Below are 26512 nucleotides of genomic sequence, written 5' to 3' on the forward strand. Positions count from 1 at the left end.
TGCATTTCAATTGTCATTTCCGGAGCGCCCCCGCGAACTTCCGTTCTCGCCATAGTAGGGAGGGGGCGTTACCAAGTGGTTTATGATGAACGGGAGCTTCAGGAATTCGGTTGGATTTTAGGCATCCGCTCCTCCGCAAGATGCGTCCCGACAAAGGTTGCAATCGCGGCATCAATATGGTCCCAGGCGGGAAGAAGGGTGGATGAGAAGCGGTAAAGCACGCTCAACCCCTCTCCGAGATGGATATCGCGCTGGCAGTCGCCGCTTCCGGCAGGAGCGCCGGATAAAGGCAGGACACACCGGACGACATAGTCCGGCGCACCGGCCCGCCTTGCGGTCAGCACCGCCTCTCCACCGTAACCGCTGTCGGCGCGGAGCCGGTGCAGCGTCAGGCCATGACCGGCATCTTCGGCCTCGCCGTCAAAGAGCCGCGTATAGATCGGCTCCAGCCTGCCAGACATGTCGCGTGACATGGTGGCTTGGGTAATCTCGAGAAAAATCAGGTTGTTGGCGAGGTTCAACTGGTCGAAGCGGGCGCTCAGCGCCTCGCTGTAGCCCTGCATTTCGGGCCAGGCGAGATAGAGGTTCAGGCGCTCAGCCGGCCCATCCTTCCGCTGCTCGTGGAAGCGGATCATGTTGACCGGGACCGTGACGGTGTCGCTGCCGATCGCGATGCTGGCGTTGCGGGTGCTGTCGGTATGTCCGGCAAGAGCAAGTGTGCGGCCATACCAGTGGCCGGCGTAACTGATGCCGGTAGCCAGAAGTGCAAGCGCGGCAATCGCTCCGGTCACCTTGGCGATCAGGGCATTCGACAAAAGGGGCTCATGCTCGCTGACGTGTGATGCGTGGCCCTGGCGCATAGGCTTCTTCCGAAGGAGGTGACGATGCGGGACTCACTGACGTCCCGTATCGTCATCATTCGGCGAGCTTGGTTAATGATCGGTTAAAATCCGATGAGGGATCACGTTCGGCGGGCGGCGATGGTTACTTGCGCACACTCGCCACCGCATTCGCGCGGCCATCCTGAAGCTTGACCCAGGCTGCCGGGTCCGAGGAGGACTGGCGCTTCAGATAGGTGTATTCCGTGTCGGACCAGAGCAGGACCTTGTTGCGCATGTTGTCGAGCACGAAATCGCCGCGGTCGGTGCGGACCGTCAGCACCGCATGGCCTTCGCCGTTCGGCTGCAGCACGACGGTGATCAGCAGGTCGGCCGGGCTGAACCCCTGGCTGATGAGCATCTTGCGCTTCAACAGAACGAAGTCTTCGCAGTCGCCGACAGTGCGCGGATAGGCCCAGCGCTCCTCGACGCCATAGATTTCCTGGTCGGTCATCGGCGTAATCGAGGTGTTGACGGAAAAGTTGACGTCAAGGATCTTGCGCCACTTGTCTTCGGTCAGCGTCATGGCGCCTTCATCGGAGACCGTCGGAACGCATTCGCTGCGATAGGTCTGACAGAATTCGTAGTGACCGATCGGCGGGTTCGCCTTGCCGGTTATTTTCATTGCACCGGCTGCCGCGAAGGCGCCACTGGTGGACATCAGGGTCATGCAAAGGGCGGCGAGGCCGGTTCCGATCATCTTGGCGTGAGACATTCTTTTTTTCTCCCCGTTCGATGGGGAAAAGCTCTCACAGACGCCTTGATTGCTCGCGAAATTTACCAGTCAAAACAATGGCTTGTTTTATTAGAACATGTCTCGAATTCGCGTTGAATTCGATTGGAATTTGACTCAAGCTTGAAGGCAATTCGAGGCGTATTTGCCTCAAATGCGATGCAAAATCGGATAAAATGCCGATCTTCAGGCGGCAAGCTATTGAGACGAGCGGGCTTTTTCGGACGGGCTTCGCGCCGTCGCGTCACTGTTCCTCCGCGCTGCCGGAGGTTTCGGTGTTGGCGCACGCCGCCGTCCTCGACCGTCGAACAGCATTTCGACCGCCTCCGGAGCGTCAAATCGTGCGAAATCGAGGTCGAAAAAAGTGTGCCGGACCGAGAAAAAAGTTTCGGGGGGCGCTTCTTTTTCGCACAGGGGGCAAAATTGGGCCGGCAAAGTGGCCGTCAGTGATGCGGTCTGAGGCGGTGGTCAGCAGGCCCCATCCATCGCTGGACCCGCGTCTGGCAAGCGGGACGGCCGTGACAAACGCAGAAACGCCCGGCGGAAGATCCGGCCGGGCGTCAGGTCGACAAAAAACAGGGATGGATCAAAGGAACGCGCGCAGGCTCTCGCGGGTCTGCACATGGGCGAATTCAATCGCGACACCTTCGGCGAAGTGACGCACGACGCGCCCGCGCATCTGGTTGAGGCTGACCACCGTGCCGATCGGCGGACGGAACTCGATATCGACGGCAGCGCCGGATAGAGACAGGTCCACCAGACGGCAAGGATAACGCGTACCGTCTTCGAGGCTCAGTTCCGCACGGGTGATGCGTGGGGTGAGGCGATCGTGGCGGCGGTCTTCCGGCAGGCCGAGCTCATGGCGGTTGGCAAGCCAGGTTAGCTGCGCGGCGAGTTTCTCGCGTTTGCGGTCCGTCGCCGTCACCGACATGATGAAGCCGGTTTCGTAGAGCTGGAAAGCCTGGCCCTCCAGACGGCCAAGATGGTCGATATAGGCAATCACACGCTCGCCCACCCGCGGCAGGCCGACACAGGAAATCACCACGTCGCCGGGGGACATTTCCGTTGCGACGCACGGATATTCCTCACGGTTTGCCAGCATCAGGCGCCCCGTCATGTTCACCGAGACACGCTGAAAGCTACGCGGTGGCGGCGGTTGTGTGGAAGGAGTGGCGGCCTGGAAAGAAAACATCGCAGTCTTTCGTCTGTCGTGTTGCAGTCCAGACATACAGCCGGCGAGTTAACATATGGTTCTTGATCTAGCGTCTGCGCGTCATACGTGCAGCATCGACCAGGCGCTGAAGAAGAGGGCGGATGTCGGGGCGGGTCAAGCCGGTGGACACTGCCTCTTCGGGCACATGGGTATCCGTTGCCGGCAACCAGTACTTCGCCTGCATGGATCCGAGCGAAAACACCTTGCCGATGGAAACCGATGTAAGTGGCAAAAGACAGCCCAGCAGACGGTCGGCGAGCTTGCCGGACGAACGGATCGGCATCAGCAGCATCTCGCACGGCGTGTCGCCGAGAGCGTGCCGCATGGCTAGGCTGATAACGACGGCCTCCTCGGTTCGCAGCGCGGCCAGCGCGGCTTCAAGAGCCTTGTCGCGATCCGCCACCTGCCAGAGGGACAGAAACCGCTCATGACGCAGTTCCCGCCGGTAGAGTTCGCAGATCCGCGTGCCGGCCAGCCGAAAGAGAAGGTCCGGGCCGCGAAGTTCGAGCATGAAGAGATCCGGCAGGCGCCGGCGCAGGACAGCGGGGTCGAAATCCGAACGCAAGGGGGCGGACTGGCCGTGTCTCAGGCTGTTCCAATACTCATAGACGTCCTGCGTACGTTCGCTCTGCATCGATACCAACTGTCTCGTTCCGGGCCGGTTTCGGTCATCATGACCTTAACCATTCGTAAAGGAGCGAAATGCGTGCCAGTTGGCGGGTGCGGCGGTTTGCCGGAGCAAACCGCCGCATGGAGCGCTTAGCCGTCGATGCGCAGGCTGAGGCCGGTCTTGCTGTAGATCGGGGTCGTCTTGTAACCGTCGAGCACGATCTCGTCGAACGTGCCGTCAAGGGTTTCGGCCTTGATCAGGTTCAGCGTCTCGCCGGCCGCAGGCTTGTAACCCTGGGCAAAGCTCAGCATCAGGCGGCCGCCTTCGATGGTTGCAGCCTTGGCAACGGTGATGCCGCCGTTGTCCTTGCCGGCAAAGGCGACTTCGACAGCACCTGCCTTGCGGACGGCAAGATTGCCGGCCACGGCAAGCGGCTGTTCGGCGGAGATCCTGCCGCCGGCGACGTAAACGTCACCCTTGCCGAAAGCCGACTCGGAGGCCGCGACCACGGCGCCGTCTTCGACCAGAAGACCGCCGGTAAACGAGTTGCGGCCAGACAACGTCAAGCGGCCGCTGCCCTGTTTGTCCAGACGTCCGGCGCCGGCGATATCGTTCTTCCAGCTGTCTGCGGCATGGAAACCACCCTTGGCAGCGTCCATGGCAACCGTCACGTCACCATCGAAGGCGCCGTAGCCATCGGCGGCAGCAAACAGGTTCAGGCATCCCCAGCCTTCCGGATCGCTCATGATCGGGAAGCCGGAAGGCAGCGCCGTCGACTTCAAGACGACACGGCGCTGATCGGCCGAAAGATAAGGCAGGCGGGTTTCGAGCAGGGTCTCGGCGCCCTTCGGCACCACCGCAGGCTGATCCGCCTGGCCGATGCGCGGCAGGCCATAGGTGAAGCGCGGCGCGACGAAGGCGGCATTGGCGGCACGATCGGCAAAACGATCCGCACCGGCCGGCGCCGAATGCGCAAGCTTCATCAGCTCGGCAAAACTCGTTGCACCGGTCTGCTTGGCAATGAAGGTCTGCGTCTGCTCATACGCCTCGGTCTTCAGCGTCGCATATTGCGACCGATTGAGGTTGTAGGAGACGACGGCCATCGCCTGGATGCGACCGCCGATCACGTCGAAGGGCTGGTGCATGCCGGCCCGGATGCGGTTTTCACCCATGCGAACCGCACGGGTCACCATTTCCTGGTAACGCTGCGGCACGAGGTAGGCCATGATCAGTGCATCGCGCCAGGCTTCCGCCGTATGGCCGCTCGGGAAACCGCCGTCGCCGGCCGGTTTGCTGCTCTTGGCGGGCACCAGCTGCGGCACCACCCGTACCTCTTCGCTCCAGCGATAGGGGCGGGCATATTTGAAGTAACGTTTTGCCGGCTCGGTGGAGCCGTCCTCGCTGCCGGCCTTCACGAGATCGACGGCCTTGCCCATCTCGGTATTGCCCTTGTCGGAGCCAACGCCGCGATTGTTGCCCTTGTCGTCATATTTGACGCTGGTGGCATCGGCCGGCATCTCGGTGATCGTGGTGGTCTGCTGCACGCCCTTGCGCCAGGCATCCGCCAGCGGGCCGAGGCCGTCGCTGATGCTGACATTCTTGCCGCGGCGATCGTCCAGATAGGCTTCCTGATCGTCTTCCGGGGTGTTCGCCTTCGTCGTCTTGATGACATAGGCAAGGTTGGCTGCATGCACCTCCGGATGTTTCATGGTGCCGTCCGTGGCGCTCTTCGGCACGCCGTCCCAGTCCGATTTTGCAACGGCGGGGCAACCGTCCTTGGCTGGAGCCTCCTGATCGGCATCCACGAAGGGCGAGCGCGGCGTCCAGATGTCCAGGAAACCGGAGAGAAGGCGGACCGCCGCATTGGTCTCGAGCGTCGAGAGGCAGGCATCGCCACGCTGGTTGCTGGCACCCGTATCGACATAGGCCGGAATGCCCTGCTGAACCGGAGCCGTATCGGCCTTGCCGAGACCAGCGGGCACGGGGGGAAGCGAGACCGGATCTGCGAAAGCGGGGCTCAGCGCAGTTGCCATAAGCAGGCTGGCTGTGAGGGAAGAAAGCGGAAGACGGATCATGCCGAGGTCCTTCAGGATTGGCTATCGGGGCGAAAGGTCAATTAATTTATTCGTCATGGTGCCGAATGAATCTGGATGGAGCAAGACCGAGCTTTGCTGCACACTGCTCCCATTCGGGCGGACGCGGCCTTGCGCATAACGGAGGAACACGACAGTTTTTCAACAAGCCGATTGTTGTTCATATTTTTCATCGCCGGCGTGTGCCTCTCACGGGCTTGTGGCCGAATGCGGGATTGTCAGACAGGGAGGCTGCTGTATGTCTGGACGCCAGACGCAAAGGAACATTCGATGGACGACTCGCCAAAGACACCGGGGCCGCATGCACCGGAAATGCATTCTGCCGGTGGCCGTGGCGTCGAACGGCCGACGGTCAACGAACCGGTGATGCGCGCGCGGCAACCGGCCATCAATCTGCCGCCGCTTCTCATTGCCGCCCTGGCGCTGCTCATCGGCCTTTATCTTGTCGAAACCTATCTCCTCAATGACGAGACCCGTTACCTTCTGCTCTACGAACTCGCCTTCACGCCGCTTCGTTACATCTATCCGCTGTCCTCGCAGGGCATGGAGTGGCTGTGGACGCCGGTGACCTATTCCCTGCTGCATGGCAGCGCCGAACATCTCGCTTTCAACAGTCTCTGGCTGGCAGCCTTCGGTGCGCCCGTGCTGCGTCGTCTGGGCGCGCTGCGCTTTCTCGTCTTCTGGGCCCTTTCGGCGGCCGCCTCGGCCTTCTTCCATGCCTTCCTCAACTGGGGCCAGGAGACGGTGCTGATCGGCGCGTCCGGGGTGATTTCCGCTCTGATGGCAGGTGCCTGCCGCTTCGCCTTTCCGCGCCAGGGGGGAGGGCTTGCCCGCGCCGACGTTCATCACCTGCCGCGCCAGGGCGTGATCGAGGCACTGACGAATCGCACCGTCCTTGTTTTTACGCTGCTCTGGTTCCTGGGCAATGTCCTGATCGCCGTTGGTGTGCCTCTGGTGGGCGATGGGACCGGCGCCATCGCCTGGGATGCCCATATCGGCGGCTTCCTCTTTGGTTATCTGCTGTTTGCCGCCTTTGACCCTCCGGTCGCGGTTCGCCCGCGGACAGGTGTATGAGTAAGTCGTTAACCACCCACGGAAACCTGTTGCATTTGACCGATCTGAGGCGCACCATTTGAAGGCGCCGGTGCCGCCGGCTTGGGGGAGCGAAGGCGGTGCGGTGCGAAGGGTTCGTCAATAGGAGGAATTGATGCCTGTTTCCGTCAGACACATGCTGGATGCCAAGGGCCGGAACGTCATTGCCGTCACCCGCGACAAGACGATCGAGGAGGTGGCAACCATCCTCAATGAAAACCGCATCGGCGCGGTCGTCATCACCGCCCTGGAGGGCCGCATCGCCGGCATCTTTACCGAACGCGATCTCGTGCGTTGCGTCGCCGAAAAGGGCGCCGGCGTTCTCTCGCAGCCGGTCTCCTCTGCCATGACCACCACCGTCACCCGCTGCCGCGAGGAAACCACGCTCAACGAGCTGATGGAGATCATGAGCAGCGGCCGCTTCCGTCACGTGCCCGTCGAGGACCAGGGTCGCCTGGTCGGCATCATCTCGATCGGGGACATCGTCAAGGCCCGCATCCAGGAAGTGGAAGCCGAAGCCGAGCAGATCCGCGCCTATATCGCGAGCTGACCATCGACGGTCCAATCGCCGGTCATTGCCCCAAAGCGGCGTGCGCGGCCGAAAGCTCCGCACGCCCTCAGGCGAAGGCGAAGACTTCCTGCATGCGCTTCAGTTCGGCAATCCGCGTCTGTGCTTCGTTGTAACCGCGTTCGATCGCTTCGCCGGCACGGTGGAACTCCGAAAGCCCGATGTCGCTGAGGCGCGGATGCAGCGCCAGATCCGGCGGATCGCCGGCCAGCCGCGCGCGTGAGATCCGCTCCTGGATGATGTTGAAAGCCTGCACCATGACGCTCGGCATGCCGAGTTTGGCCTCATGCACCTTCGTGTGCTGGCCTTCGATCACCGGCTGTACGCTGGCATTGTGTTTGACGACGGCGGACCGGCCGAAAATATCGTAGTTGAGGTTGACCGCCACAACGAGCGGCTGCTCGTAAGCGCGACAGACAGAACTCGGGACAGGATTGACCAGAGCGCCGTCCACCAGGGTGCGGTTGTTGCATTTGACCGGCTCGAAAATGCCGGGGAGCGCGTAGGAGGCCCGCAGGCCCGTGATCAGGGAACCGCTGGTGATCCAGACCTCGTGCCCGCTGTGCAGTTCCGTCGCAACGGCGACGAAGGGGCGGTCCAGGTCTTCGATGGCGATGTCGGACAGGTGTTCCTGCATGCGTTTTGTCAGGCGCATGCCGCCGAGCAGGCCGCCGCCGCCGATCGTCAGGTCGAGTAGTCCTGCAATACGCCGCATCGTCAGCGACCGGGCAAACCCCTCGAGTTCATCAAGTTTGCCGGCGAGATAGCAGCCACCGACCAGCGCGCCGATCGAGGTGCCCGCAATCATGCCGACTTCGATCCCCGCCTCGTCGAGCGCCTTCAGCACACCGATATGAGCCCAGCCCCGTGCCGCACCGCCACCGAGCGCCAGCGCCAGCTTTGCCTTTCGCTGAGGTTTGGCCGGAGCCGTCTCCGTGCCCGTCGGGGTTCCGGCACCATGATCGTTCGTGTTGCCTTGTGGTTCGCTGCGATTCCAGGTCCAGTTCAGCATTTCGTTCCCGTCCTCAAGGCGAAAAGCGCCGGACGTTCATTTAACGCCGACATTCGTTTCCAATCCGTTGATCTGCAGCGGGAGTGACAAAATACTAGGCAAATGCCTAGGAAACCTTCCCGTCGCCGTAGATCTGGCCGGGATCAAAATGTCGCGCTTCATCGGTAACTTCAAGGACTGCCGTGCCATCACGGTATTCAACTGTTCGATAAAAGCACGACCGGCGGCCCGTATGGCAACTCGCATCATGGCCGGCGACCTGGACTTTCAGCCAGACGGCATCCTGGTCGCAATCGGTGAGAAGCTCCACCACCGTCTGCAGATTGCCGGAGGTTTCGCCCTTCTTCCAGATCTTGGCCCTGGACCGGCTGTAATAATGGGCAATGCCGGTCTCGATCGTCAGCGACAGCGCTTCGCTGTTCATGTGCGCGACCATCAGCAGGTGGCCATCCCGCGCATCGGTCACGATGGCGGTGACGAGGCCAGCCTCGTCAAACCGCGGAGTGAAGGCCCCGGGGCCTTCGAGCGCCGTCTTGTCGGCGGGCGCGGCCGGAAAATCGATCGTCATTGAAATCAGTCCAGGAAGAGGGGCGCCTCAGCGCCGGATCATCATGAGGAAACGTGCCTGTTCAGCGGCATTGGCATCAAATTGGCCGGTGAAGGTCGTCGTCAGGGTCGAAGAACCCTGCTTCTGAATGCCGCGCATCGACATGCACATGTGTTCGGCCTCGATCATCACGGCAACGCCACGCGGCTCGAGCACGTCCTGGATGGCATGCGCGATCTGCGCCGTCATGGCTTCCTGCGTCTGTAGCCGGCGGCCATAGGTCTCGACGAGACGGGCGATCTTCGACAGACCCAGCACACGCCCCTTCGGCAGATAAGCGACATGCGCCTTGCCGATGATCGGCACCATGTGGTGTTCGCAATGTGAGAAGAAAGGAATGTCGCGGACCAGCACCATGTCGTCGTAACCGGCGACCTCCTCGAAGGTGCGGCCAAGCACCTCTTCCGGCGTTTGCTCGTAACCGGCAAACAGCTCGCGATAGGATCTGGCCACGCGTTTCGGGGTGTCGAGAAGTCCTTCGCGGTTCGGATCGTCGCCCGCCCAGCGCAAAAGCACGCGCACGGCCTCTTCGGCCTCCTGCTGCGTCGGGCGCGCCTCTTTCTGGCCGGCGGGGAAATTTTTCACGATGGCGTCCATAGCTTCATCTCTCCTGATGCGGAACCTGGCCGCATCCGACCAGCCGAAGGCTGTGGCGGTCTTTGTTCAGCCGTTACATCATTACGGGCTATCTGGCCCGGCGGATCTTTTTTTACAAGATAGCGCCTGCCAATTTCGGAATGGTTTGGGGTACATCTTTCCGTCTTGATGATTGCCCGCCGGCCCATCATATAATGTCGGTGAGCCGACATGACCACCCCGTAACAGCCCGTGGTCGCCGTGCAATCCGGTCCGCCGCGTTGACAGTGCGTTTCGTAATCGCGAGACCGGGCAGGCGTTATTCAAGTGAGCAATCTGCATGGACGATATCTACAACGCGCGAATCCTTCAGTTGGCCGGCAATATCGAACGGGCAGGCGTGCTGGAAAATGCCGATGCGACGGCTGAAAAACACTCCAAGCTGTGTGGCTCCAAGGTTCGGGTCTTCCTGAAGATGGAGGACGGCGTCGTCAGCGATTTTTCCCACCAGGTGCGGGCCTGCGCACTCGGCCAGGCTTCATCTTCTGTGATGGCGCGGCATGTGGTCGGCGCCACGGCAGAGGAAATCCGGAACGCCCGCAACGCCATGCTTGCCATGCTGAAGGAGGGCGGCGACGGCCCGGACGGCCGCTTCGAGGAGATGCGGGTGCTGATGCCGGTGAAGGATTACAAGGCTCGTCACGCCTCGACCATGCTGACCTTCGATGCCGTTGTCGACTGTCTCGACCAGATCGAGGCGGGGCAGGTGGCAAGGACGGGCTGAACCATGTGCGAACAGTGCGACGCTGCGGGAGACGATGACGACGAGCGGCCGGTACGCCATGGCCGCAACTGGAGCGGGCCTTTCCGCAAGACGCCCGGCCGGCTTTTCGGCATGGGCCTGATCCGTCTGTACCAGCTGACGCTCTCTGGTTTCGTCGGCAATTCCTGCCGGCATCTCCCCACCTGCTCGGAATTCGGCTATGAGGCGGTCGCCCGCCACGGCCTTTGGTACGGCGGCTGGATGGCCGCCTGGCGTTTTGCCCGCTGCGGCCCATTCGGCTCCTCCGGCCTCGATCCGGTGCCGGAGGTTCTCTCGGCGCGGCAAAACTGGTGGAGGCCCTGGGCCTACGAACGCAACGGCTCGACGCGGCACGGAATCGTCGCCGAAGAAGTGCGCTAAGTCATGCCGATCCCGATGGAATATCATCATGCCTCGCGGGATTTCGAGGCTTTCATGGACGATCTCCTCGAGATCTCGCTGCTGAAGACCCGCCACCAGGCTTACACGATGCTGCAGGCGGTGTTGCAGGTGTTCCGCCGACGGTTGACGCTTGCCGAAGCCATCGGCTTTGCCGGTCTGCTGCCGCCCGTGGTCAGGGCAATCTTTGTCAGTGACTGGGACACGCAGGAACCGGTTCTGCCCTTCGCCGATCGCGACAGCCTGATGGCGGAGGTGCGGCAGCTGCGGCACAATCACAACCTGTCGACCCCGAGCGCCATTGATGACGTGACGGCGGCACTTCGCCGGCATGTGGACGAAACGAAGCTGCAGGCCTTTCTGGGGAAGCTGCCAGCCGGCGCTCTGGACTTCTGGGGCTTGCGGACATAGCCCGCCGTTGCTGTCGCGGCATTCCCTTTACTAACAGCCCTTTCACGCGTATCTACGCGCGCGTTGCACGCCGTCTTCAGACGGCAAGATCAAACCACCCGCATTCGTTGGCGGGACTGGATAACATGGAGCATAAAATGTCCGTTTCCCTGACTTTCCCCGATGGCTCGATCCGTTCCTATGAAGCCGGCACAACCGGTCTGGCGGTCGCCGAATCCATTTCCAAGTCGCTGACCAAGAAGGCGGTCGCCATCGCGATCGACGGCGAGCTGCGCGATCTCTCCGACCCCGTCACCGACGGCCGGATCGAGATCGTCACCCGCACCGATGGCCGCGCGCTCGAACTGATTCGCCACGATGCCGCTCACGTGATGGCCGAGGCCGTCCAGGAATTGTGGCCCGGCACGCAGGTCACCATCGGCCCGGTGATCGAAAACGGCTTCTATTACGACTTCAAGCGCGTCCATGATGACAGCGGTGAGGACTGGCCCTTCACGCCCGACGATCTGCCGAAGATCGAAAAGAAGATGAAGGACATCATCGGCCGCAACAAGCCGTTCATCAAGGAGGTCTGGTCGCGCGACAAGGCCAAGCAGGTGTTCGGCGAAAAGGGCGAGCGCTTCAAAGTCGAACTGGTCGATGCGATCCCCGCCGACCAGGACGTGAAGATCTATAGCCAAGGCGACTGGTTCGATCTCTGCCGCGGTCCGCACATGGCCTCCACCGGTCAGATCGGCACCGCCTTCAAGCTGATGAAGGTTGCCGGTGCCTATTGGCGTGGCGACAGCAACAACCCGGTCTTGAGCCGCATCTACGGCACCGCCTGGGCGACCCAGGAGGAACTCGACCAGTATCTGCACGTGCTGGCGGAAGCCGAAAAGCGCGACCATCGCAAGCTTGGCCGCGAAATGGATCTGTTCCATTTCCAGGAAGAGGGTCCGGGCGTCGTCTTCTGGCACGGCAAGGGCTGGCGCATGTTCCAGACGCTGACGGCCTATATGCGCCGTAGGCTTGCCAACACCTATGAAGAGGTGAACGCGCCGCAGGTGCTCGACAAGTCGCTGTGGGAAACCTCCGGTCACTGGGGCTGGTACAACGAGAACATGTTTGCGGTGAAATCCGCCCATGCCTTCGTCAACCCCGATGACGAGGAGGCGGACAACCGCGTCTTCGCGCTGAAGCCGATGAACTGCCCGGGGCACGTGCAGATCTTCAAGCACGGTCTGAAGTCCTACCGCGAAATGCCTGTTCGTCTTGCGGAATTTGGCCTCGTGCATCGTTATGAAGCCTCCGGCGCATTGCATGGCCTGATGCGCGTGCGCGGCTTCACCCAGGACGATGCGCATGTCTTCTGCACGGAAGAGCAGATGGCGGCGGAATGCCTGCGCATCAACGACCTGATCCTCTCGGTCTATGAGGATTTCGGCTTCCACGAAGTGGTGGTGAAGCTGTCCACCCGTCCGGACAAGCGCGTCGGCTCCGACGACCTCTGGGATCGCGCCGAAAGCGTGATGATGGAGGTTCTGAAGACCATCGAGGAACAGTCCGGCGGTCGCATCAAAACCGGCATTCTGCCGGGCGAGGGCGCTTTCTACGGTCCGAAGTTCGAATACACGCTGAAGGATGCCATTGGCCGTGAATGGCAGTGCGGCACCACGCAGGTGGATTTCAACCTGCCGGAACGGTTTGGCGCCTTCTACATCGATCAGAACTCCGACAAGAAGCAGCCGGTGATGATCCACCGCGCCATCTGCGGCTCGATGGAGCGTTTCCTCGGCATCCTGATCGAGAACTTCGCCGGTCACATGCCGCTGTGGTTCGCGCCGCTGCAGGTGGTCGTCGCGACCATTACCTCGGATGCGGACGATTACGGTCGCGAAGTGGTGCAGACGCTGCGCGATGCGGGTCTGATCGTTGAGGAGGATTTCCGCAACGAAAAGATCAACTACAAGATCCGCGAGCACTCCGTGACCAAGGTGCCGGTCATCATCGTCTGCGGGCGTCAGGAAGCGGAAAACCGTACGGTCAATATCCGCCGCCTGGGGTCTCAGGCGCAGACGCCGATGTCGCTTGCCGATGCGGTCGCATCGCTGACCGACGAAGCAACGCCGCCGGACGTCAAGCGCCGGCAAGCGCTGCGCAAGGCGGCTGCGGAATAACACCGGACAGCCCCTGTTCCTGGCGGAACAGGGGCTGTCAGAAAAGCTTCGCAAAAATGTAATAAATGTGCCGAGGTTTGGGCGGTCTGGCCCGGTGAGGGGAACTTGCGTTTCAAGGAACTGTCTTATGCCAACGACCGCGATCCGCGGCTGAAACGCTGGCTCATCCGCTCGATCGAAGGTCTTTCCGGCCGCGATCGTTATATCCGTCTGTATGATATCTGGCGCCATGACGTGGTCGGACGGTCCGACCGCGTGTTTGGACGCATGCTGGAACTGATCAAGGTCCGCCTGGATATCGAGGGCGAATGGCCGCCGCGCGATCTGCCCGACACGCCTTTGGTGATTGTCGCCAACCATCCCTTCGGAATCGGCGACGGCATTGCCATTCTCGCACTTGCCGAACAACTCGGCCGCCCCTTCCGTGTGCTGATCAACAACGAACTTCTGAAGGTGCCGGAGATAGCACCTTATTCGCTACCGGTCTGCTTCGAGGAAACGAAGGAGGCGCTGGCGATGAACATGGAGACGCGGCGAGAGGCGGTGCGTTTGCTGAAGGAAGGTGTCACCATCATCATCTTCCCGGCCGGTGGTGTCGCGACCGCAAAACGCGGCTTCGGTCGCGCCGAGGACCTTCCGTGGAAAATGTTTCCGGCCCGGCTCATCCAGGCGGCCAAGGCCAATGTCATTCCGGTCTATTTCCGCGGCCAGAACGGCCGGCTGTTTCACCTGGCAAGCCGGGTCTCGCTGACCTTGCGCCTGTCGCTTCTCATTCGTGAGTTCAAGCGACTGTCCGGCACGGCCATTCACGCCAAGATCGGCCCGTTGATGACCTGGGAGGACATGTCGTCGACCTCCGACCGGAAGGATCTTCTGGCGCAGCTGCATCACGCCGTGTTTGCGATGCGTGATCCCGTCCGCTCGCGGTTTCGCCGCGCTGGGTAACCCCGCGAGGCGCAGAGTTCTATGACGGCGGATCACGGAACGCCGGAGAGCGCTATTCGGTATCGTTGACCGAAACGGCCTGCTGTTCCTTCATCAGCACCTCGACATCGACATCCCTGCCGGCTTCGACGTTGAAGTCCTTCTGGTAGATCTTTTCCTTGTTGCGCGCCACGACCGTATAGTCGCCCTCCGTGAGCACCATGGAGGTGAAGGCGCTGACGCTTTCCGCCACGACGTCGCCGCCGGCCGTCAGCACGGACCAGGCCGTATCGGCAACCGCTTCGCCACCGATCTGCGAGACGAGCTTGAAACTTACCTGGGCGGCATGGTGCTGCAGTGTCGCTTCCGTCAGCTTGCCGGCCTCCACCTGCACATCGGCGCGCACCGACGCGTTCACATCCCCGTATTCGGAGAGGATGTGGTAGTTGCCGGCATTGAGCCGCACGATCGTGTTGGGTTTGACGTCGGCCATGACCAAGGGACGTTCGCCGTCTTCGCGCACCTCGGAAGAGTAGATGGAAAACTTAAGTTTGGTTGGCGGGACACGATGATCCACACCGGACACTGCATTCAGCACAATGCCGCCAGCATCGAGCACGAGCAGTTCCGCCGGCACCTCACCGCTCGCGGGCACGTTGAGGCGCTTGGTGACGCCCGCCCGCCCGAAGGCGACGTTGACGAAGTAGGAGCCGGGTGTGAGCTGGAAATGCGCGTCACCACCCTCGGCGGAAGCGACCAGCGGCAGCTTGCCATCCGGCCCGGGTTCGGGACTGAACACACGCCAGCTGAGACCGGTCTTCATCGACGGTCCGTCCGCCGTCAGCTTCGCCTGCATCTTCACATCGCGCGCCACGGGAGCAACCGTGCCGAGGGCCGGAGAAAACGCGTTCAGCTTCGGCATCTTGGCCGTGCTGTCGAGCTGGCGAAAGGTCTTGAACGCATCCTGAGACTGGACAGGCTGAGCCGCCCAAAGAACGGAGCCGGCTACCAGAACCATTGCAAGACCGGCCTTCGAATACGCGCTCATACCATCCTTGACCGTTGACTCTTCTTTGTCCAAAGGCCACTTGAAAACCAACCTCGCGGCAATTTCAAGATGCTGCTCGTCGTAAACGCCTCAGACAGCGTGATATCATGGCCAAGAACCAGCCTCTTTTCGATTACCTCAGCACACGTCGTTCGATTCCGGCGCTCCAGATGAAGGGCGACGGGCCGAATCGCGACGAGATCCAGTCCATCCTGACGTTGGCCACGCGTGTGCCCGATCACGGAAAACTCGCCCCCTGGCGGTTCATCGTCTATCGCGGCGACGAACGTCTGGCGATTGGCGAGCGGCTGGCGGCAATCGCCGCGGCCGCCAATCCGGCGATCAGTGACGACATGCGCGAGATCGAACGCACACGCCTGGCGCGGGCGCCGGTGGTGATTGCGGTCATCAGTACAGCCGGTGAACATGTGAAGATCCCGGTCTGGGAGCAGGAACTGAGCGCTGGCGCGGTCTGCCTCAACCTGTTCATGGCCGCCAACGCGCATGGTTTTGCCGCCAACTGGCTCTCCGAATGGATCGCCTACAATGACGAGGCAAAGTCCGCGCTCGGGATCAAGTCCGACGAAAAGGTCGCCGGTTTCGTCTACATCGGCGAAAGCGATTTTCCGCAGACCGACCGGCCGCGACCGGACCTTTCTGCCATCGTCACCTGGACCGGCGGGGACGAGGCCTGATGTTTTATACGACCGATACCAATGAGCACGGCATGCGCCACGATCCGTTCAAGGCGATCGTGGCACCCCGCCCGATCGGCTGGATCGGTACGAAGGGCCGTGACGGTTCGCAGAACCTGTCGCCCTATTCCTTCTTCAACATCGTTTCGGATCACCCGAAGATCGTCATGTTTTCCTCGAGTGGCCGCAAGCACAGCCTGAAGAACGCCGAAGACACCGGCCAGTTCACCGCCAGCCTCGTCAGCCGCCATCTGGTGGATCAGATGAACGCCTCGTCGGCTCCGGTCGATTATGGCGTCGATGAGTTTGCTCTGTCGAAACTCACCCCCAGGATGGGGAGAGTGGTCGATGCGCCGTTTGTCGAGGAGGCTTACGCAGCGCTCGAATGCAGGGTGACGCAGATCCTGCAGCCGCCGACGCTGGAGGGTGGGCTGGCCGAATCCTTCATGGTGTTCGGTCAGGTGGTTGCAATCCATATCAGCGAGGCGATCATCCGCGAGGGGCGCATCGACATGGGCCTGGCACGGCCGATCGCCCGCATGGGGTATATGGATTACTCGGATGGCGGTGCGGATGTCTTCCAGCTCAGGCGACCGAACGCCTGAGGGCCGCACGCGGGCGGCGCTCGTGCGGCAAGTGACTGTTATCTCATACGGCGTAGAAGCTTAACGGGTATGGTGAACGGATCATAAACCATTTCCGCCTAACCTCACGGACAAGGGAAAACTGGTCGTTCAGACCCCCTGCGAGTGAGGCGTATCAGTGATCATCAAGGCATTTCTTCGGTGGGCGGAAACCGCAACGGCAAGTGACCGCGCCAAGGCGGCGACTGCGCTTGCCAAGGCCTTTCTCAGAAGCCCGCCGACCGATGAACAACACCGCGCCGCGGTGCATGCGATGATCCATCTTCTCGATGATCCTTCCGCCCTGGTCCGCCAGGCACTCGCCGAAACTCTGGCGCCGTCCCCCATGGCGCCGCGCGCGGTCATTCTTGCCCTCTCGGAGGATCAGCCGGATGTCGCCTGTCACGTCCTGACCTTTTCACCTGTGCTGACCGATGCCGATCTGGTCGACCTCTGCGGACGTGGCAGCGCCATGGCCCGTGGTCTGATCGCGGCACGGCCAAATCTTTCGCGCAGTGTCGCCGCCGCCATCGCCGAAGTAGGTGACATTGGTGAAATTCTGATTCTGCTGGAAAACTCCAGCGCGCATGTCAGCCGCTACAGCCTGAAGCGGCTTGCCGAGCGGTTTGGCCGGGAAGCCTCCGTGCGCAATCTTCTGCTTGCCAGGGAGGCTTTGCCCGCAGAAGCGCGCGATCTCCTGATCGGTCATGTCTCGGCGCTCCTTGCCCAGTCCGGCCTCGTGCGGTCCACCATGAGCCCGTCGCGAATTGCCCATGTCACCCGCGAGGCAAGCGAGCTGGCGGCCCTTACGCTGGCCAAGGAGACCCAAAGCGAAGACCTTCCGCTGCTCGTCGAACATCTGGCAGCTTCCGAGCGTCTGACACCTGCCTTCCTGATGCACGCCCTGTGCAGTGGCCGCATCGAATTTTTCGCTGCCGCGATGACCTACCTGACGGGGCTTGAAGAGCGGCGCGTCCGTTCGCTGATGGCGACGGCACGGCACCATGCGGTGCGCGCCCTTTACGAATCGGCGGGCCTCGAGAGGGCCATCTGCGAGGTCTTTGCCGAGGCGACCCTGCTTTGGCGTGATCTGAGCCATCGTGGCGGACAGATGGGCGGCGAAAGCATCTGCTCGGCGTTGATGCAGAAGTTCAAGCGCAACCCCGACCGTATGTCGGCCGTCGACGAACTTCTCGATCTGGTCGAATCACTGCAATTGAGCGAAGAACGTCAGCTGGCGCGCTCCTTCGCCAGCGAGGCCGCCATCGCCGCCTGACGCCTGCCAGGCGGATGCGGCATCATCCACCGCTATCGAAGTTTGCGGATCACCCAGGTATAACCGTCTTCGACCAGGTGCACAGGCCGTTCCACGATATTGCGCATGTTCTTCCGGCTGGGCAGAACCGTCTTCAGCCGGGTCAGGGCCTGGCGCGCAAGCGATTGTTCCTCGGCCCGTTCCTCTGCCGGATCCGGTGTGGTTGCCTTCGGCAAGGGCAGTGCGTCGCCCGCCGCAAGCGTGTCGGCCTTGACGGTTGCGGAAGTCGGATCCTGGCAGACGGCAACGACCGTCGGAAACGAGATATTCGTGAAGGCAGACAGTTCTTTTTCCGACACCGCATTGCACAGTTCGATTGTCGGCCAGCGCTGGTTGATGGTCGCCACGTAGTGGCAATCCGTCGCGGAATCGTCGCAACCAAGAATCGTCATCATCACAAGTGCAGTTCGCATGTCGTCATCCTTGGCAACGGGCCTGTCATCCCTTTAAAGAAACGATCATGACGCCGGCAAGGCAAGTGACAAATCAGCAAGGCTTGAGATCATGGAGCAGACAGTCGTCATTCAGCGCGAACCGCCACGCCAGCCGGGCGTCATCCGGCTGCTCGAGCTGTCGAGTGCCTACGCCGCCTCGCTTTATCCCGCGGAAAGCAATCACATGCTGCCGCTGGAAGAACTTGAGGAACCGAGCGTTTCTTTCTTCGTCGCTCGTCGCGGCACAGACGTTCTTGGTTGCGCCTCGCTGGTCCGGTATGAGGACGGGACCGCGGAGATCAAACGTATGTTCGTCGACAGCGAGGCGCGTGGCCTGAAGCTCGGCAAGCGGCTGCTGGAGACCCTGGAAGACGAGGCACGCCGGCTCGGCATCGGCGTGATCCGCCTGGAAACCGGGATCTACCAGCCGGAGGCGATCGGACTCTATCGAACGGCAGGGTATGTCGAGATCGAGCCGTTCGGCAGCTACAAGCCCGATCCCTTGAGCCTTTTCATGGAAAAGAGAGTGACTGAGACCCAAACCGCCTGACCGCTCGGTCAGGCGAGCTTTCTGACCGGCGAACTGTCGTCGCTTCGTGCGCTATCGTGCTCGGCGGCAATCTCGATCTCGCGCATCCATTCGCGCCAGATTGCGACGAGCAGCGCCATCAGCACCGGGCCGATGAACAGGCCGAGGAAACCCATCGTCTTTACGCCGCCGACAAGGCCGAAGAATGTCGGCAGGAAGGGAAGCTTGATCGGGCCGCCGACCAGGCGCGGGCGAAGTGTCTTGTCGACGATGAAGAGTTCGACTGAACCCCAGACGAAGAGCGCTGCACCGGCAACATAGGAGCCGCTGGCGACGAGGTAGATGGACACCAGCGTGAAGGAGAGGGGCGCACCGCCGGGGATGAGTGCCATCACGCCCGTCAGCACGCCCAGCGTCACGGGCGAGGGCACGCCGGCGATCCAGTAGGCGACGCCGAGGACGATGCCTTCGCCGATCGCGATCAGCGTCATGCCCGTCACCGTCGAACTGATGGTTGCCGGCACGACGCGGGAAATCCGCTCCCAGCGGCTCGGCAGGATGCGTTCCCCCAGCATGTCGATCTGCCGTGAGAAGGCCGCTCCGTCGCGGTAGACGAAGAACAGCGCGATCAACATGAACAGCAGGGTCAGCAGCAGGTGGAAAGCGCCGTCGCCGGCCGCGATCACCGCGCGGTAGATGTTGCCAATATTGGCGCCGCTGACGAGCTGCACGAGCTGGCCGATGGCACCCGGTTCACCCACATGGCGGACCCACATGGACCCCAGCCATTCGCCGGCAATCGGCAGACCCATGATCCAGGCGGGTGGTGGCGCGCCATAACGGTTCACTTCGAGTGCCCAGGCGATCCACTGGCGCAGCTCGCCGATCGTGTAGGAAATCGCAAAGCTGATCGGAACAACGATGAAGGCGACGACACAGATAATGGCGATCGTCGCGCCGAGCGTGCTGTTTCCGCCGATACGGCGCAACAGATCACGATAAAGCGGCCAGCTGGCAAAACCGATGACGAGCGCCGCGAGAACCGGCACAAGGAAACCGTGAAAGAAGTAGATTCCGGCCAGCACGATGAGAACGAGCAGCCAGCGCGCTGCCGTCAGCGGTGGAATGAGGGCAATCCGCATCGGGGCCACCGGGCCAAGCCACCGCGGTCCGACGAAATTCTTCTCTTTCTCAGTCACGGTACAACGTCATCCTTATGTCGCGCGCCGGATCAATCCAAAACATATCCCACCAGCTATCGCAGCGACCGATTAATACATCGACACTCTTCATCGTCTAGCGACTGACAAACTGAAAGCAAAGTAAATAGTGCTTGGCGCTGTGAAGCTGCAATGACACCGGAACCATGACGGGAGTATGACGCAGCAAAGCGCCCGGAACCGCGAAAGGCTGCCGGGCGCTGGTGCCTCAGATGTCGAGATTGTCGGCGAAGGCAGCGCGATCCTGGATGAAACGGAACCGTGCATCTGCCTTGGTGCCCATCAGGTTGTCGACTGCCTCGCGTGTGCCCTCGAAATCCACCACGTCGATCTCGACGCGCAGGAGCGTGCGTTTGCCGGGATCCATGGTGGTTTCCTTCAGCTGGGCCGGCATCATCTCGCCAAGACCTTTGAAGCGGCCGATCTCGACCTTCTTGCCCTTGAACACGGTCTCCATCAGTTCGGCACGATGGATGTCGTCGCGGGCATAGACAGTCTTGGCGCCCTGGCGAATGACGTAGAGCGGCGGCACGGCGAGGAAGAGGTGACCGCCACGGATCAGTTCCGGCATTTCCTGGTAGAAGAAGGTGATCAGCAGCGAGGCGATATGGGCGCCGTCGACGTCGGCATCGGTCATGATGATGACGCGCTCATAACGCAGGTCTTCTTCGCGATATTTCGTCCGCGTGCCGCAACCGAGGGCCTGGATGAGATCGGCGATCTGCTGGTTGGCGGAAAGTTTTTCGCGGCTGGCGCTGCCGACGTTGAGGATCTTGCCGCGCAGCGGCAGAATCGCCTGGTTCATGCGGTTGCGGGCCTGCTTGGCGGAGCCGCCAGCCGAATCGCCCTCGACGATGAAGAGTTCGGCACCTTCGGCAGTGTTCTGCGAGCAGTCGGCAAGCTTGCCCGGCAGGCGCAGCTTGCGCACCGCCGTCTTGCGGTTGACTTCCTTTTCCTTGCGGCGGCGCAGCCGTTCTTCCGCCCGTTCGATCACCCAGTCGAGCAGTTTCGCCGCCTCGGCCGGATTGCCGGCGAGGTAATGGTCGAAGGGATCGCGCAGTGCGTTTTCCACGATGCGCTGAGCTTCGACGGTCGCAAGTTTGTCCTTGGTCTGGCCGACGAATTCCGGCTCGCGGATGAAAACCGACAGCATGCCGACGGCCGAAATCATCACGTCATCGGTGGTGATGTCCTTGGCGCGCTTGTTCTGCGTCAGTTCGGCATAGTTCTTCAGGCCCTTCAGCAGGGCGATGCGAAGCCCCGCCTCGTGTGTGCCGCCTTCCGGGGTCGGGATGGTGTTGCAGTAGGAATGGATCTGCGGATCGCCGCCATACCAGGTGATTGCCCATTCGAGTGCGCCATGGCCGCCGGTCTTTTCCGTGCGGCCCGAGAAGATCTCCCGGGTGACGGTGAAGTCCTTGCCAAGCGTCGCCGCCAGATAATCCTTCAGGCCGCCCGGAAAGTGGAAGACCGCCTTTTCAGGGATCTCGCCGCCGGCCGGCACGACGCCCGGATCACAACTCCAGCGGATTTCGACACCGCCGAACAGATAGGCCTTCGACCGCGCCATGCGGAAGATGCGCCCCGGTTCGAAACGGGCGTGATCGCCAAAAATCTGCGGGTCGGGGTGGAACCGCACCCGCGTACCACGGCGGTTGTGCACATCGCCGAGTTCTTCGAGCCCGCCCTGCGGCACGCCGCGCGAAAAGCGCTGGCGGTAGAGTTTTCGGTTGCGCGCCACCTCGACTTCAAGGAGGTCGGACAGCGCATTGACCACCGATACGCCGACGCCGTGCAGACCGCCGGAGGTCTCATAGGCCTTGCCGTCGAACTTGCCGCCGGCATGCAGCTTCGTCATGATGACTTCGAGCGTCGATTTGCCGGGGACCTGCGGATGGTTTTCGACCGGGATGCCGCGGCCGTTGTCGGTGACGGTCAGGAACCCTTCGGCATCGAGATGCACCTCGATGAAATTCGCGTGGCCTGCGACGGCCTCGTCCATCGAGTTGTCGATGACTTCGGCAAACAGATGGTGCAGTGCCTTCTCGTCGGTTCCGCCGATATACATGCCGGGACGCATGCGCACCGGTTCAAGCCCTTCGAGCACGCGGATCGAGGAGGCGTCATAGGTATCGCCTGCGGCGGGGGAGACCGGGGCCGGCTTCGGCGGTGCTGGCTGGGCCTTGGGTTGCACCTCCGCCGGCACATCGGAAGCCTTCGCGGCTGCGGCGGGGATGCTGGCAAAGAGGTCGCTTGTATCGTCCATGGGTTCCGTTCTAATCCGCATGTCGGCCACGCCGCCGGGGCCGGGGAGGGAAGGGCCGGCAGCTCTTGGCTATCGAATCGGTTGCGAGTGTGCCAGATATCCGGCTTTTTCGCGATGCCACAGCCGTGGCACCTTGTCATGACTGGATTTGCGCCGCCCCATGCTGCAAGGCAAGGCGGCGCGTTACGGGTAACTGAGCGAAGGGCCGCATGTCCACAGATCATTTCGTCGTCCGGGTCTTTCTGCTGGCCGTCAGCCTTTTCGTCGCCACCGATGCGGTGGGGCGCGACGGGCCGATTCGCCCGTTCAAGGACGAGCTTTTTTCCCGCCAGGGTGTCATCGAATCACGGGATGGCGGTGCCTTCCAGATCATCGACTACATCGAGGAGCGTGACATCAACGACCGTGACGAGGAACCCGAACGGCGGGTGAAGTCGCAGTATGTCGATACCCGCGTGCGCCGGTTCCAGGTGAACGAGACGCTGCATCTGCCGGGGGGGCGTCTGGATGTGGCCCGCGTCGGACCGGCCGAGAACGCCGCTTTCACGGTCATCTTCATCCACGGACGGGGCGGCGACCGCAGGCTCGGAGTCAACGACATGACCTTCGGCGGCAATTTCAACCGCCTGAAGAACCTCGCCGTCCTCAACGGCGGCACCTATTACGCACCTTCGATCAAATCCTTCGATCCGAATGGTGCGGCCGATGTCGCAGCCCTCATCCGTTATGTGTTCGAACTCTCGAAGGGCCGGCCGGTCATTCTTGCCTGTGCCTCGATGGGCGGTTTCATCTGTCAGAGCGTCAGCCGCGACAAGGAGGCGGTGCGTTATCTGAAGGGGCTGGTCATGATGGGTGGTCCGCCCGATCCGGGTTTCCTGACGACGCCGGCCGCCCGGCTGAAGCTGCCCGTCTACATGGCGCATGGGAGCGCCGACAAGGTTTATGCCGCAAGCGAGCAGATCGCGCTCTATCAGAAGATGGCCGCGAAGAAATATCCGGTGCAGTTTCGCCTCTATAATACCGGGGGGCACGGCACACCGATCCGGATGAGTGACTGGCGCGACATCCTCAACTTCATCCTGACGGGAAAGTGAGGCGGCTGGCGTTTTTAACCACGCTTCTGAACCAAAGTGGCGGTTTCTCATACCATTTGGATCAGTTACCGTCTAAGAGGCATGGTGAGAAAGACAATTTGGGGTGGACAATCCCGTCCGGGGCTGTCCGGGAGCTGAAGGATAGATGAGGAAATGACGCCAGATGTTCGCCCGCTCGTGGCGGGAAACTGGAAGATGAACGGCACGCGCGCGTCGCTCGACCAGATCAAGGCGATCGCCGCCGGCGTGGATGGCCCGCTTGCCGCAAAGGTCGAGGCGCTGATCTGCCCGCCGGCAACGCTTCTCTACGTGGCGACGGCCTTGTGCACGGACAGTCCGTTGGCGATCGGCGCGCAGGATTGCCATCAGAATCCGTCGGGCGCCCATACCGGCGACATCTCCGCCGAAATGATCGCCGACTGCTTCGGCACCTATGTGATCGTTGGCCATTCCGAGCGTCGCAGCGACCATGCCGAGACGGATCATCTGGTGCGCGCCAAGGCGGAAGCCGCCTATGCTGCCGATCTGACGGCCATCATCTGCATCGGCGAGACGGCCGACGAGCGCAAGGCCGGCCAGACGCTGGACGTGCTGAAGCGCCAGCTTGCGGCCTCCGTACCTGACAGCGCTACCGCCACCAACACCGTGATTGCCTACGAGCCGGTCTGGGCGATCGGAACCGGCCTGACGCCGACGGTTGACGATGTGGAAAAGGCGCACGCCTTCATGCGTGATGAACTGGCAGCCCGTTTCAAGGACGAAGGCAAGCGCATGCGCATCCTGTACGGCGGTTCGGTAAAGCCGAGCAATGCCAGGGAGTTGATGGATGTTGCCAATGTCGATGGCGCTCTTGTCGGCGGTGCGAGCTTGAAAGCTTCGGACTTCCTTGCCATCTATCGGGCTTACGAGGCACTGACCGCCTAAAACGGCGTCAGGCGTCCGATTCTTGTTTTAGCCCTTGGAATGCTGGTCAGGCTCAGGTAAAGAGCCGGCCAGATTTCGTATGTATGCCGCCAGACGGGCGCGCAGGACTGGACTGATATGCAGACCGTATTGATCGTTATCCATCTCATGATCGTGCTCGCCCTTGTCGGCGTGGTGCTTATTCAGCGCTCCGAAGGTGGCGGCCTTGGCATTGGCGGCGGCTCCGGTTTCATGTCCGCCCGCGGCACCGCGAACGCGCTGACCCGCACGACTGCGATCCTCGCGACGCTGTTCTTCATCACCTCGCTCGCGCTCGGCATCCTGGCGCGCTACGAGTCGCGTCCGACGGACATTCTCGACCGTATTCCGGCCACCCAGCAGGGAAGCGGCAACGGCATCCTCGATTCGCTTGGCCCGGCGCCCGCCCAGCAGGCACCGGCCAATGGCGCGGCCGCACCGGCAGCGCCTGCGGATCCGGCCGCTGTTCCGACCGGTCAGTAACGGTCGTACACCATCCAAGCTTCCGGCAGGTGGCAAACCTGCCGGTTTTCTTTTGTCCAGATTTCAACAGCTTTAACCGACCGATGGCATTTTTCGGCTGGTGGAATCGATCGTGAAAAGGTATGCGGTGACTCCCATGGCGCGATATGTATTCATCACTGGCGGCGTGGTTTCCTCTCTTGGCAAGGGAATTGCGGCTGCAGCCCTCGGAGCCCTGTTACAGGCCCGCGGTTACCGGGTCCGGCTCCGCAAGCTCGACCCTTACCTCAACGTCGATCCGGGCACGATGAGCCCGACGCAACACGGCGAAGTCTTCGTCACCGATGACGGCGCTGAGACGGACCTGGATCTCGGTCACTACGAGCGCTTTACGGGTCGCTCGGCCACCAAGACCGACAACATCACCACGGGCCGCATCTACAAGAACATCATCGACAAGGAACGGCGCGGCGACTATCTCGGCGCAACCGTCCAGGTCATTCCGCACGTCACCAACGAGATCAAGGATTTCGTCGTTGAGGGCAATGACGATTACGACTTCGTCATTTGCGAGATCGGCGGCACGGTGGGTGACATCGAGGCCATGCCCTTCGTCGAAGCCATCCGTCAGCTGGGCAACGAACTGCCGCGCGGTTCCGCCGTGTATCTGCACCTGACGCTGATGCCCTATATTCCGGCTGCCGGCGAGTTGAAGACGAAGCCGACGCAGCATTCCGTCAAGGAACTGCAGGCGCTCGGCATTGCGCCGGACATTCTGCTGGTGCGCGCCGACCGGGAAATCCCTGAGGCCGAGCGCCGCAAGCTGTCGCTGTTTTGTAATGTCCGCCCGTCGGCTGTCATCCAGGCGCTCGACGTCGCCAACATTTACGACGTGCCGATGGCCTACCACAAGGAAGGTCTCGACTCGGAAGTGCTGGCCGCCTTCGGCATCGAACCGGCGCCGAAGCCGCGCCTGGAAGCCTGGGAAGAAGTCTGCAACCGCATCCGCACGCCGGAAGGCGAGGTGACGATCGCGATCGTCGGCAAATACACCGGCCTCAAGGACGCCTACAAATCGCTGATCGAAGCGCTTCATCATGGTGGCATCGCCAACCACGTGAAGGTGAAGCTGGAGTGGATCGAGTCGGAGATCTTCGAAAAGGAAGATCCGGCTCCGTACCTGGAAAAGGTCCACGGCATCCTGGTTCCGGGCGGTTTTGGCGAACGCGGCGCGCAGGGCAAGATCAACGCGGCGAAATTCGCCCGCGAACGCCAGGTCCCGTATTTCGGTATCTGTTTCGGCATGCAGATGGCCGTTCTCGAAGCGGCACGCAACCTGGCCGGCATCGAAGGGGCCTCATCGACCGAATTCGGTCCCTCGAAGGAACCGGTCGTTGGCCTGATGACCGAATGGGTGAAGGGCAACGAGCTGCAGAAGCGATCCGCGTCCGGTGACCTCGGCGGCACGATGCGCCTCGGTGCCTACAAGGCGGCCCTGAAGCGCGAAACGAAGATCGCCGACATCTACGGCTCGACGGACATTTCCGAACGCCATCGCCACCGTTACGAGGTGAACGTGGACTACAAGGAACGTCTGGAAAACTGCGGCCTCGTCTTCTCGGGCATGTCGCCGGACGGCCTTCTGCCGGAGACGATCGAATATCCGGATCATCCGTGGTTCATCGGCGTGCAGTATCACCCGGAACTGAAAAGCCGGCCGCTCGATCCGCATCCGCTCTTTGCAAGCTTCATCGAAGCGGCGCTTGAGCAGAGCCGCCTCGTTTGAGGCATCGTTGAACGACGATCC

Annotated in this window: 27 protein-coding genes; 15 read left to right on the top strand and 12 right to left on the bottom strand. The window is 61.8% G+C overall.

Going from position 1 to position 26512, the window contains the following annotated elements; translation table 11 throughout:
- Positions 1–98 precede the first annotated feature (98 nt).
- From OU993_RS25075 to OU993_RS25095, 5 genes are all read right to left on the bottom strand, one after another.
- Positions 99–860 (bottom strand): hypothetical protein, encoded by a 762-nt coding sequence (locus tag OU993_RS25075; protein ID WP_268161641.1) that lies wholly within the window; start codon positions 858–860, stop codon positions 99–101.
- Between the two features lie 124 nt (positions 861–984).
- A complete protein-coding gene (locus OU993_RS25080; protein WP_442793057.1) occupies positions 985–1548 on the bottom strand; it encodes a transglutaminase-like cysteine peptidase in 564 nt (187 codons plus the stop codon).
- Between the two features lie 649 nt (positions 1549–2197).
- Positions 2198–2803 (bottom strand): PilZ domain-containing protein, encoded by a 606-nt coding sequence (locus tag OU993_RS25085; protein WP_268161643.1) that lies wholly within the window; start codon positions 2801–2803, stop codon positions 2198–2200.
- Between the two features lie 67 nt (positions 2804–2870).
- Positions 2871–3458, bottom strand: coding sequence for a PAS domain-containing protein (locus OU993_RS25090; protein WP_268161644.1), 588 nt, complete (start codon positions 3456–3458; stop codon positions 2871–2873).
- A 125-nt stretch (positions 3459–3583) separates the two neighbouring features.
- On the bottom strand, positions 3584–5509 hold the full coding sequence (locus OU993_RS25095; RefSeq protein ID WP_268161645.1) for an acid phosphatase: 1926 nt from the start codon (positions 5507–5509) through the stop codon (positions 3584–3586).
- 330 nt (positions 5510–5839) lie between these two features.
- Between OU993_RS25095 and OU993_RS25100 the strand changes: the two genes are divergently transcribed.
- Positions 5840–6601 carry a rhomboid family intramembrane serine protease gene (locus tag OU993_RS25100; RefSeq protein WP_442793058.1) on the top strand — a complete coding sequence of 254 codons (762 nt, stop codon included), beginning with the start codon at positions 5840–5842 and terminating at the stop codon, positions 6599–6601.
- A gap of 133 nt (positions 6602–6734) precedes the next feature.
- A complete protein-coding gene (locus OU993_RS25105; RefSeq protein ID WP_268161646.1) occupies positions 6735–7169 on the top strand; it encodes a CBS domain-containing protein in 435 nt (144 codons plus the stop codon).
- Positions 7170–7236: 67 nt separating this feature from the next.
- Here the strand turns inward: OU993_RS25105 and OU993_RS25110 are convergent, their stop codons facing one another.
- The 3 genes from OU993_RS25110 to folE form a co-directional block, all read right to left on the bottom strand.
- Entirely contained in the window at positions 7237–8199 is a 963-nt protein-coding gene (locus OU993_RS25110) for a patatin-like phospholipase family protein (protein WP_268161647.1), read from the bottom strand.
- Positions 8200–8305: 106 nt separating this feature from the next.
- Entirely contained in the window at positions 8306–8767 is a 462-nt protein-coding gene (hisI, locus tag OU993_RS25115; RefSeq protein WP_268161648.1) for a phosphoribosyl-AMP cyclohydrolase, read from the bottom strand.
- 27 nt (positions 8768–8794) lie between these two features.
- Entirely contained in the window at positions 8795–9403 is a 609-nt protein-coding gene (gene folE, locus OU993_RS25120) for a GTP cyclohydrolase I FolE (RefSeq protein WP_268161649.1), read from the bottom strand.
- Positions 9404–9722: 319 nt separating this feature from the next.
- Between folE and OU993_RS25125 the strand changes: the two genes are divergently transcribed.
- The 5 genes from OU993_RS25125 (at position 9723) to OU993_RS25145 (ending at position 14098) form a co-directional block, all read left to right on the top strand.
- Entirely contained in the window at positions 9723–10166 is a 444-nt protein-coding gene (locus OU993_RS25125) for an iron-sulfur cluster assembly scaffold protein (RefSeq protein ID WP_268161650.1), read from the top strand.
- 3 nt (positions 10167–10169) lie between these two features.
- Positions 10170–10565, top strand: a complete 396-nt coding sequence (yidD, locus tag OU993_RS25130) for a membrane protein insertion efficiency factor YidD (protein WP_268161651.1) — start codon at positions 10170–10172, stop codon at positions 10563–10565.
- A gap of 3 nt (positions 10566–10568) precedes the next feature.
- Positions 10569–10994 (top strand): DUF2267 domain-containing protein, encoded by a 426-nt coding sequence (locus OU993_RS25135; protein ID WP_268161652.1) that lies wholly within the window; start codon positions 10569–10571, stop codon positions 10992–10994.
- A 137-nt stretch (positions 10995–11131) separates the two neighbouring features.
- Positions 11132–13153, top strand: a complete 2022-nt coding sequence (thrS, locus tag OU993_RS25140; protein WP_268161653.1) for a threonine--tRNA ligase — start codon at positions 11132–11134, stop codon at positions 13151–13153.
- Positions 13154–13258: 105 nt separating this feature from the next.
- Positions 13259–14098: a lysophospholipid acyltransferase family protein gene (locus tag OU993_RS25145; RefSeq protein ID WP_268161654.1), complete on the top strand. Its 840-nt coding sequence runs from the start codon at positions 13259–13261 to the stop codon at positions 14096–14098.
- A 52-nt stretch (positions 14099–14150) separates the two neighbouring features.
- Here OU993_RS25145 and OU993_RS25150 read toward each other — a convergent pair whose 3' ends face one another.
- Entirely contained in the window at positions 14151–15125 is a 975-nt protein-coding gene (locus OU993_RS25150) for a hypothetical protein (RefSeq protein WP_268161655.1), read from the bottom strand.
- Between the two features lie 107 nt (positions 15126–15232).
- On the opposite strand from OU993_RS25150, the gene OU993_RS25155 reads away from it, so the two are divergent.
- The 3 genes from OU993_RS25155 (at position 15233) to OU993_RS25165 (ending at position 17719) form a co-directional block, all read left to right on the top strand.
- On the top strand, positions 15233–15820 hold the full coding sequence (locus tag OU993_RS25155) for a nitroreductase family protein (protein ID WP_268161656.1): 588 nt from the start codon (positions 15233–15235) through the stop codon (positions 15818–15820).
- Positions 15820–16425 carry a flavin reductase family protein gene (locus tag OU993_RS25160; RefSeq protein WP_268161657.1) on the top strand — a complete coding sequence of 202 codons (606 nt, stop codon included), beginning with the start codon at positions 15820–15822 and terminating at the stop codon, positions 16423–16425. The genes OU993_RS25155 and OU993_RS25160 overlap by 1 nt, the downstream gene beginning before the upstream one ends.
- Positions 16426–16582: 157 nt before the next feature.
- Positions 16583–17719, top strand: coding sequence for a DUF2336 domain-containing protein (locus OU993_RS25165; protein WP_268161658.1), 1137 nt, complete (start codon positions 16583–16585; stop codon positions 17717–17719).
- A gap of 32 nt (positions 17720–17751) precedes the next feature.
- On the opposite strand, the gene OU993_RS25170 is transcribed toward OU993_RS25165, so the two are convergent.
- A complete protein-coding gene (locus tag OU993_RS25170) occupies positions 17752–18171 on the bottom strand; it encodes a hypothetical protein (RefSeq protein ID WP_268161660.1) in 420 nt (139 codons plus the stop codon).
- A 91-nt stretch (positions 18172–18262) separates the two neighbouring features.
- Between OU993_RS25170 and OU993_RS25175 the strand changes: the two genes are divergently transcribed.
- Positions 18263–18742 (top strand): GNAT family N-acetyltransferase, encoded by a 480-nt coding sequence (locus OU993_RS25175; RefSeq protein WP_268161661.1) that lies wholly within the window; start codon positions 18263–18265, stop codon positions 18740–18742.
- An 8-nt stretch (positions 18743–18750) separates the two neighbouring features.
- Here the strand turns inward: OU993_RS25175 and OU993_RS25180 are convergent, their stop codons facing one another.
- Both OU993_RS25180 and parE read right to left on the bottom strand, forming a co-directional pair.
- On the bottom strand, positions 18751–19863 hold the full coding sequence (locus OU993_RS25180) for an AI-2E family transporter (protein ID WP_268162527.1): 1113 nt from the start codon (positions 19861–19863) through the stop codon (positions 18751–18753).
- 286 nt (positions 19864–20149) lie between these two features.
- A complete protein-coding gene (gene parE / locus OU993_RS25185) occupies positions 20150–22207 on the bottom strand; it encodes a DNA topoisomerase IV subunit B (protein WP_268161662.1) in 2058 nt (685 codons plus the stop codon).
- Positions 22208–22416: 209 nt separating this feature from the next.
- On the opposite strand from parE, the gene OU993_RS25190 reads away from it, so the two are divergent.
- The 4 genes from OU993_RS25190 (at position 22417) to OU993_RS25205 (ending at position 26491) form a co-directional block, all read left to right on the top strand.
- Complete coding sequence (locus OU993_RS25190) at positions 22417–23301, top strand: alpha/beta hydrolase (protein ID WP_268161663.1); 885 nt, start codon at positions 22417–22419, stop codon at positions 23299–23301.
- Positions 23302–23454: 153 nt separating this feature from the next.
- Positions 23455–24225 carry a triose-phosphate isomerase gene (gene tpiA, locus OU993_RS25195; RefSeq protein ID WP_268161664.1) on the top strand — a complete coding sequence of 257 codons (771 nt, stop codon included), beginning with the start codon at positions 23455–23457 and terminating at the stop codon, positions 24223–24225.
- Between the two features lie 117 nt (positions 24226–24342).
- Positions 24343–24726 (top strand): preprotein translocase subunit SecG, encoded by a 384-nt coding sequence (gene secG / locus OU993_RS25200; protein ID WP_268161665.1) that lies wholly within the window; start codon positions 24343–24345, stop codon positions 24724–24726.
- Positions 24727–24862: 136 nt separating this feature from the next.
- Positions 24863–26491 carry a CTP synthase gene (locus OU993_RS25205; RefSeq protein WP_268161667.1) on the top strand — a complete coding sequence of 543 codons (1629 nt, stop codon included), beginning with the start codon at positions 24863–24865 and terminating at the stop codon, positions 26489–26491.
- Positions 26492–26512 lie beyond the last annotated feature (21 nt).

The organism is Rhizobium sp. SL86, assembly GCF_026672545.1.
Lineage (GTDB): Bacteria > Pseudomonadota > Alphaproteobacteria > Rhizobiales > Rhizobiaceae > Neorhizobium.

Excerpts from the sequence above, each read along its gene's own strand:
- hisI (WP_268161648.1), bottom strand. The coding sequence starts at position 8,767 with ATGACGATCGATTTTCCGGCCGCGCCCGCCGACAAGACGGCGCTCGAA.
- OU993_RS25175 (WP_268161661.1), top strand. The coding sequence starts at position 18,263 with ATGGAGCAGACAGTCGTCATTCAGCGCGAACCGCCACGCCAGCCGGGC.
- OU993_RS25135 (WP_268161652.1), top strand. The coding sequence starts at position 10,569 with ATGCCGATCCCGATGGAATATCATCATGCCTCGCGGGATTTCGAGGCT.
- OU993_RS25150 (WP_268161655.1), bottom strand. The coding sequence starts at position 15,125 with ATGAGCGCGTATTCGAAGGCCGGTCTTGCAATGGTTCTGGTAGCCGGC.
- yidD (WP_268161651.1), top strand. The coding sequence starts at position 10,170 with ATGTGCGAACAGTGCGACGCTGCGGGAGACGATGACGACGAGCGGCCG.
- OU993_RS25110 (WP_268161647.1), bottom strand. The coding sequence starts at position 8,199 with ATGCTGAACTGGACCTGGAATCGCAGCGAACCACAAGGCAACACGAAC.
- secG (WP_268161665.1), top strand. The coding sequence starts at position 24,343 with ATGCAGACCGTATTGATCGTTATCCATCTCATGATCGTGCTCGCCCTT.
- folE (WP_268161649.1), bottom strand. The coding sequence starts at position 9,403 with ATGGACGCCATCGTGAAAAATTTCCCCGCCGGCCAGAAAGAGGCGCGC.
- tpiA (WP_268161664.1), top strand. The coding sequence starts at position 23,455 with ATGACGCCAGATGTTCGCCCGCTCGTGGCGGGAAACTGGAAGATGAAC.
- OU993_RS25085 (WP_268161643.1), bottom strand. The coding sequence starts at position 2,803 with ATGTTTTCTTTCCAGGCCGCCACTCCTTCCACACAACCGCCGCCACCG.
- OU993_RS25205 (WP_268161667.1), top strand. The coding sequence starts at position 24,863 with ATGGCGCGATATGTATTCATCACTGGCGGCGTGGTTTCCTCTCTTGGC.
- OU993_RS25090 (WP_268161644.1), bottom strand. The coding sequence starts at position 3,458 with ATGCAGAGCGAACGTACGCAGGACGTCTATGAGTATTGGAACAGCCTG.
- OU993_RS25170 (WP_268161660.1), bottom strand. The coding sequence starts at position 18,171 with ATGCGAACTGCACTTGTGATGATGACGATTCTTGGTTGCGACGATTCC.
- OU993_RS25190 (WP_268161663.1), top strand. The coding sequence starts at position 22,417 with ATGTCCACAGATCATTTCGTCGTCCGGGTCTTTCTGCTGGCCGTCAGC.
- OU993_RS25075 (WP_268161641.1), bottom strand. The coding sequence starts at position 860 with ATGCGCCAGGGCCACGCATCACACGTCAGCGAGCATGAGCCCCTTTTG.
- OU993_RS25100 (WP_442793058.1), top strand. The coding sequence starts at position 5,840 with ATGCATTCTGCCGGTGGCCGTGGCGTCGAACGGCCGACGGTCAACGAA.
- thrS (WP_268161653.1), top strand. The coding sequence starts at position 11,132 with ATGTCCGTTTCCCTGACTTTCCCCGATGGCTCGATCCGTTCCTATGAA.
- OU993_RS25180 (WP_268162527.1), bottom strand. The coding sequence starts at position 19,863 with ATGCGGATTGCCCTCATTCCACCGCTGACGGCAGCGCGCTGGCTGCTC.
- parE (WP_268161662.1), bottom strand. The coding sequence starts at position 22,207 with ATGGACGATACAAGCGACCTCTTTGCCAGCATCCCCGCCGCAGCCGCG.
- OU993_RS25160 (WP_268161657.1), top strand. The coding sequence starts at position 15,820 with ATGTTTTATACGACCGATACCAATGAGCACGGCATGCGCCACGATCCG.
- OU993_RS25155 (WP_268161656.1), top strand. The coding sequence starts at position 15,233 with ATGGCCAAGAACCAGCCTCTTTTCGATTACCTCAGCACACGTCGTTCG.
- OU993_RS25080 (WP_442793057.1), bottom strand. The coding sequence starts at position 1,548 with ATGACCCTGATGTCCACCAGTGGCGCCTTCGCGGCAGCCGGTGCAATG.
- OU993_RS25095 (WP_268161645.1), bottom strand. The coding sequence starts at position 5,509 with ATGATCCGTCTTCCGCTTTCTTCCCTCACAGCCAGCCTGCTTATGGCA.
- OU993_RS25125 (WP_268161650.1), top strand. The coding sequence starts at position 9,723 with ATGGACGATATCTACAACGCGCGAATCCTTCAGTTGGCCGGCAATATC.
- OU993_RS25105 (WP_268161646.1), top strand. The coding sequence starts at position 6,735 with ATGCCTGTTTCCGTCAGACACATGCTGGATGCCAAGGGCCGGAACGTC.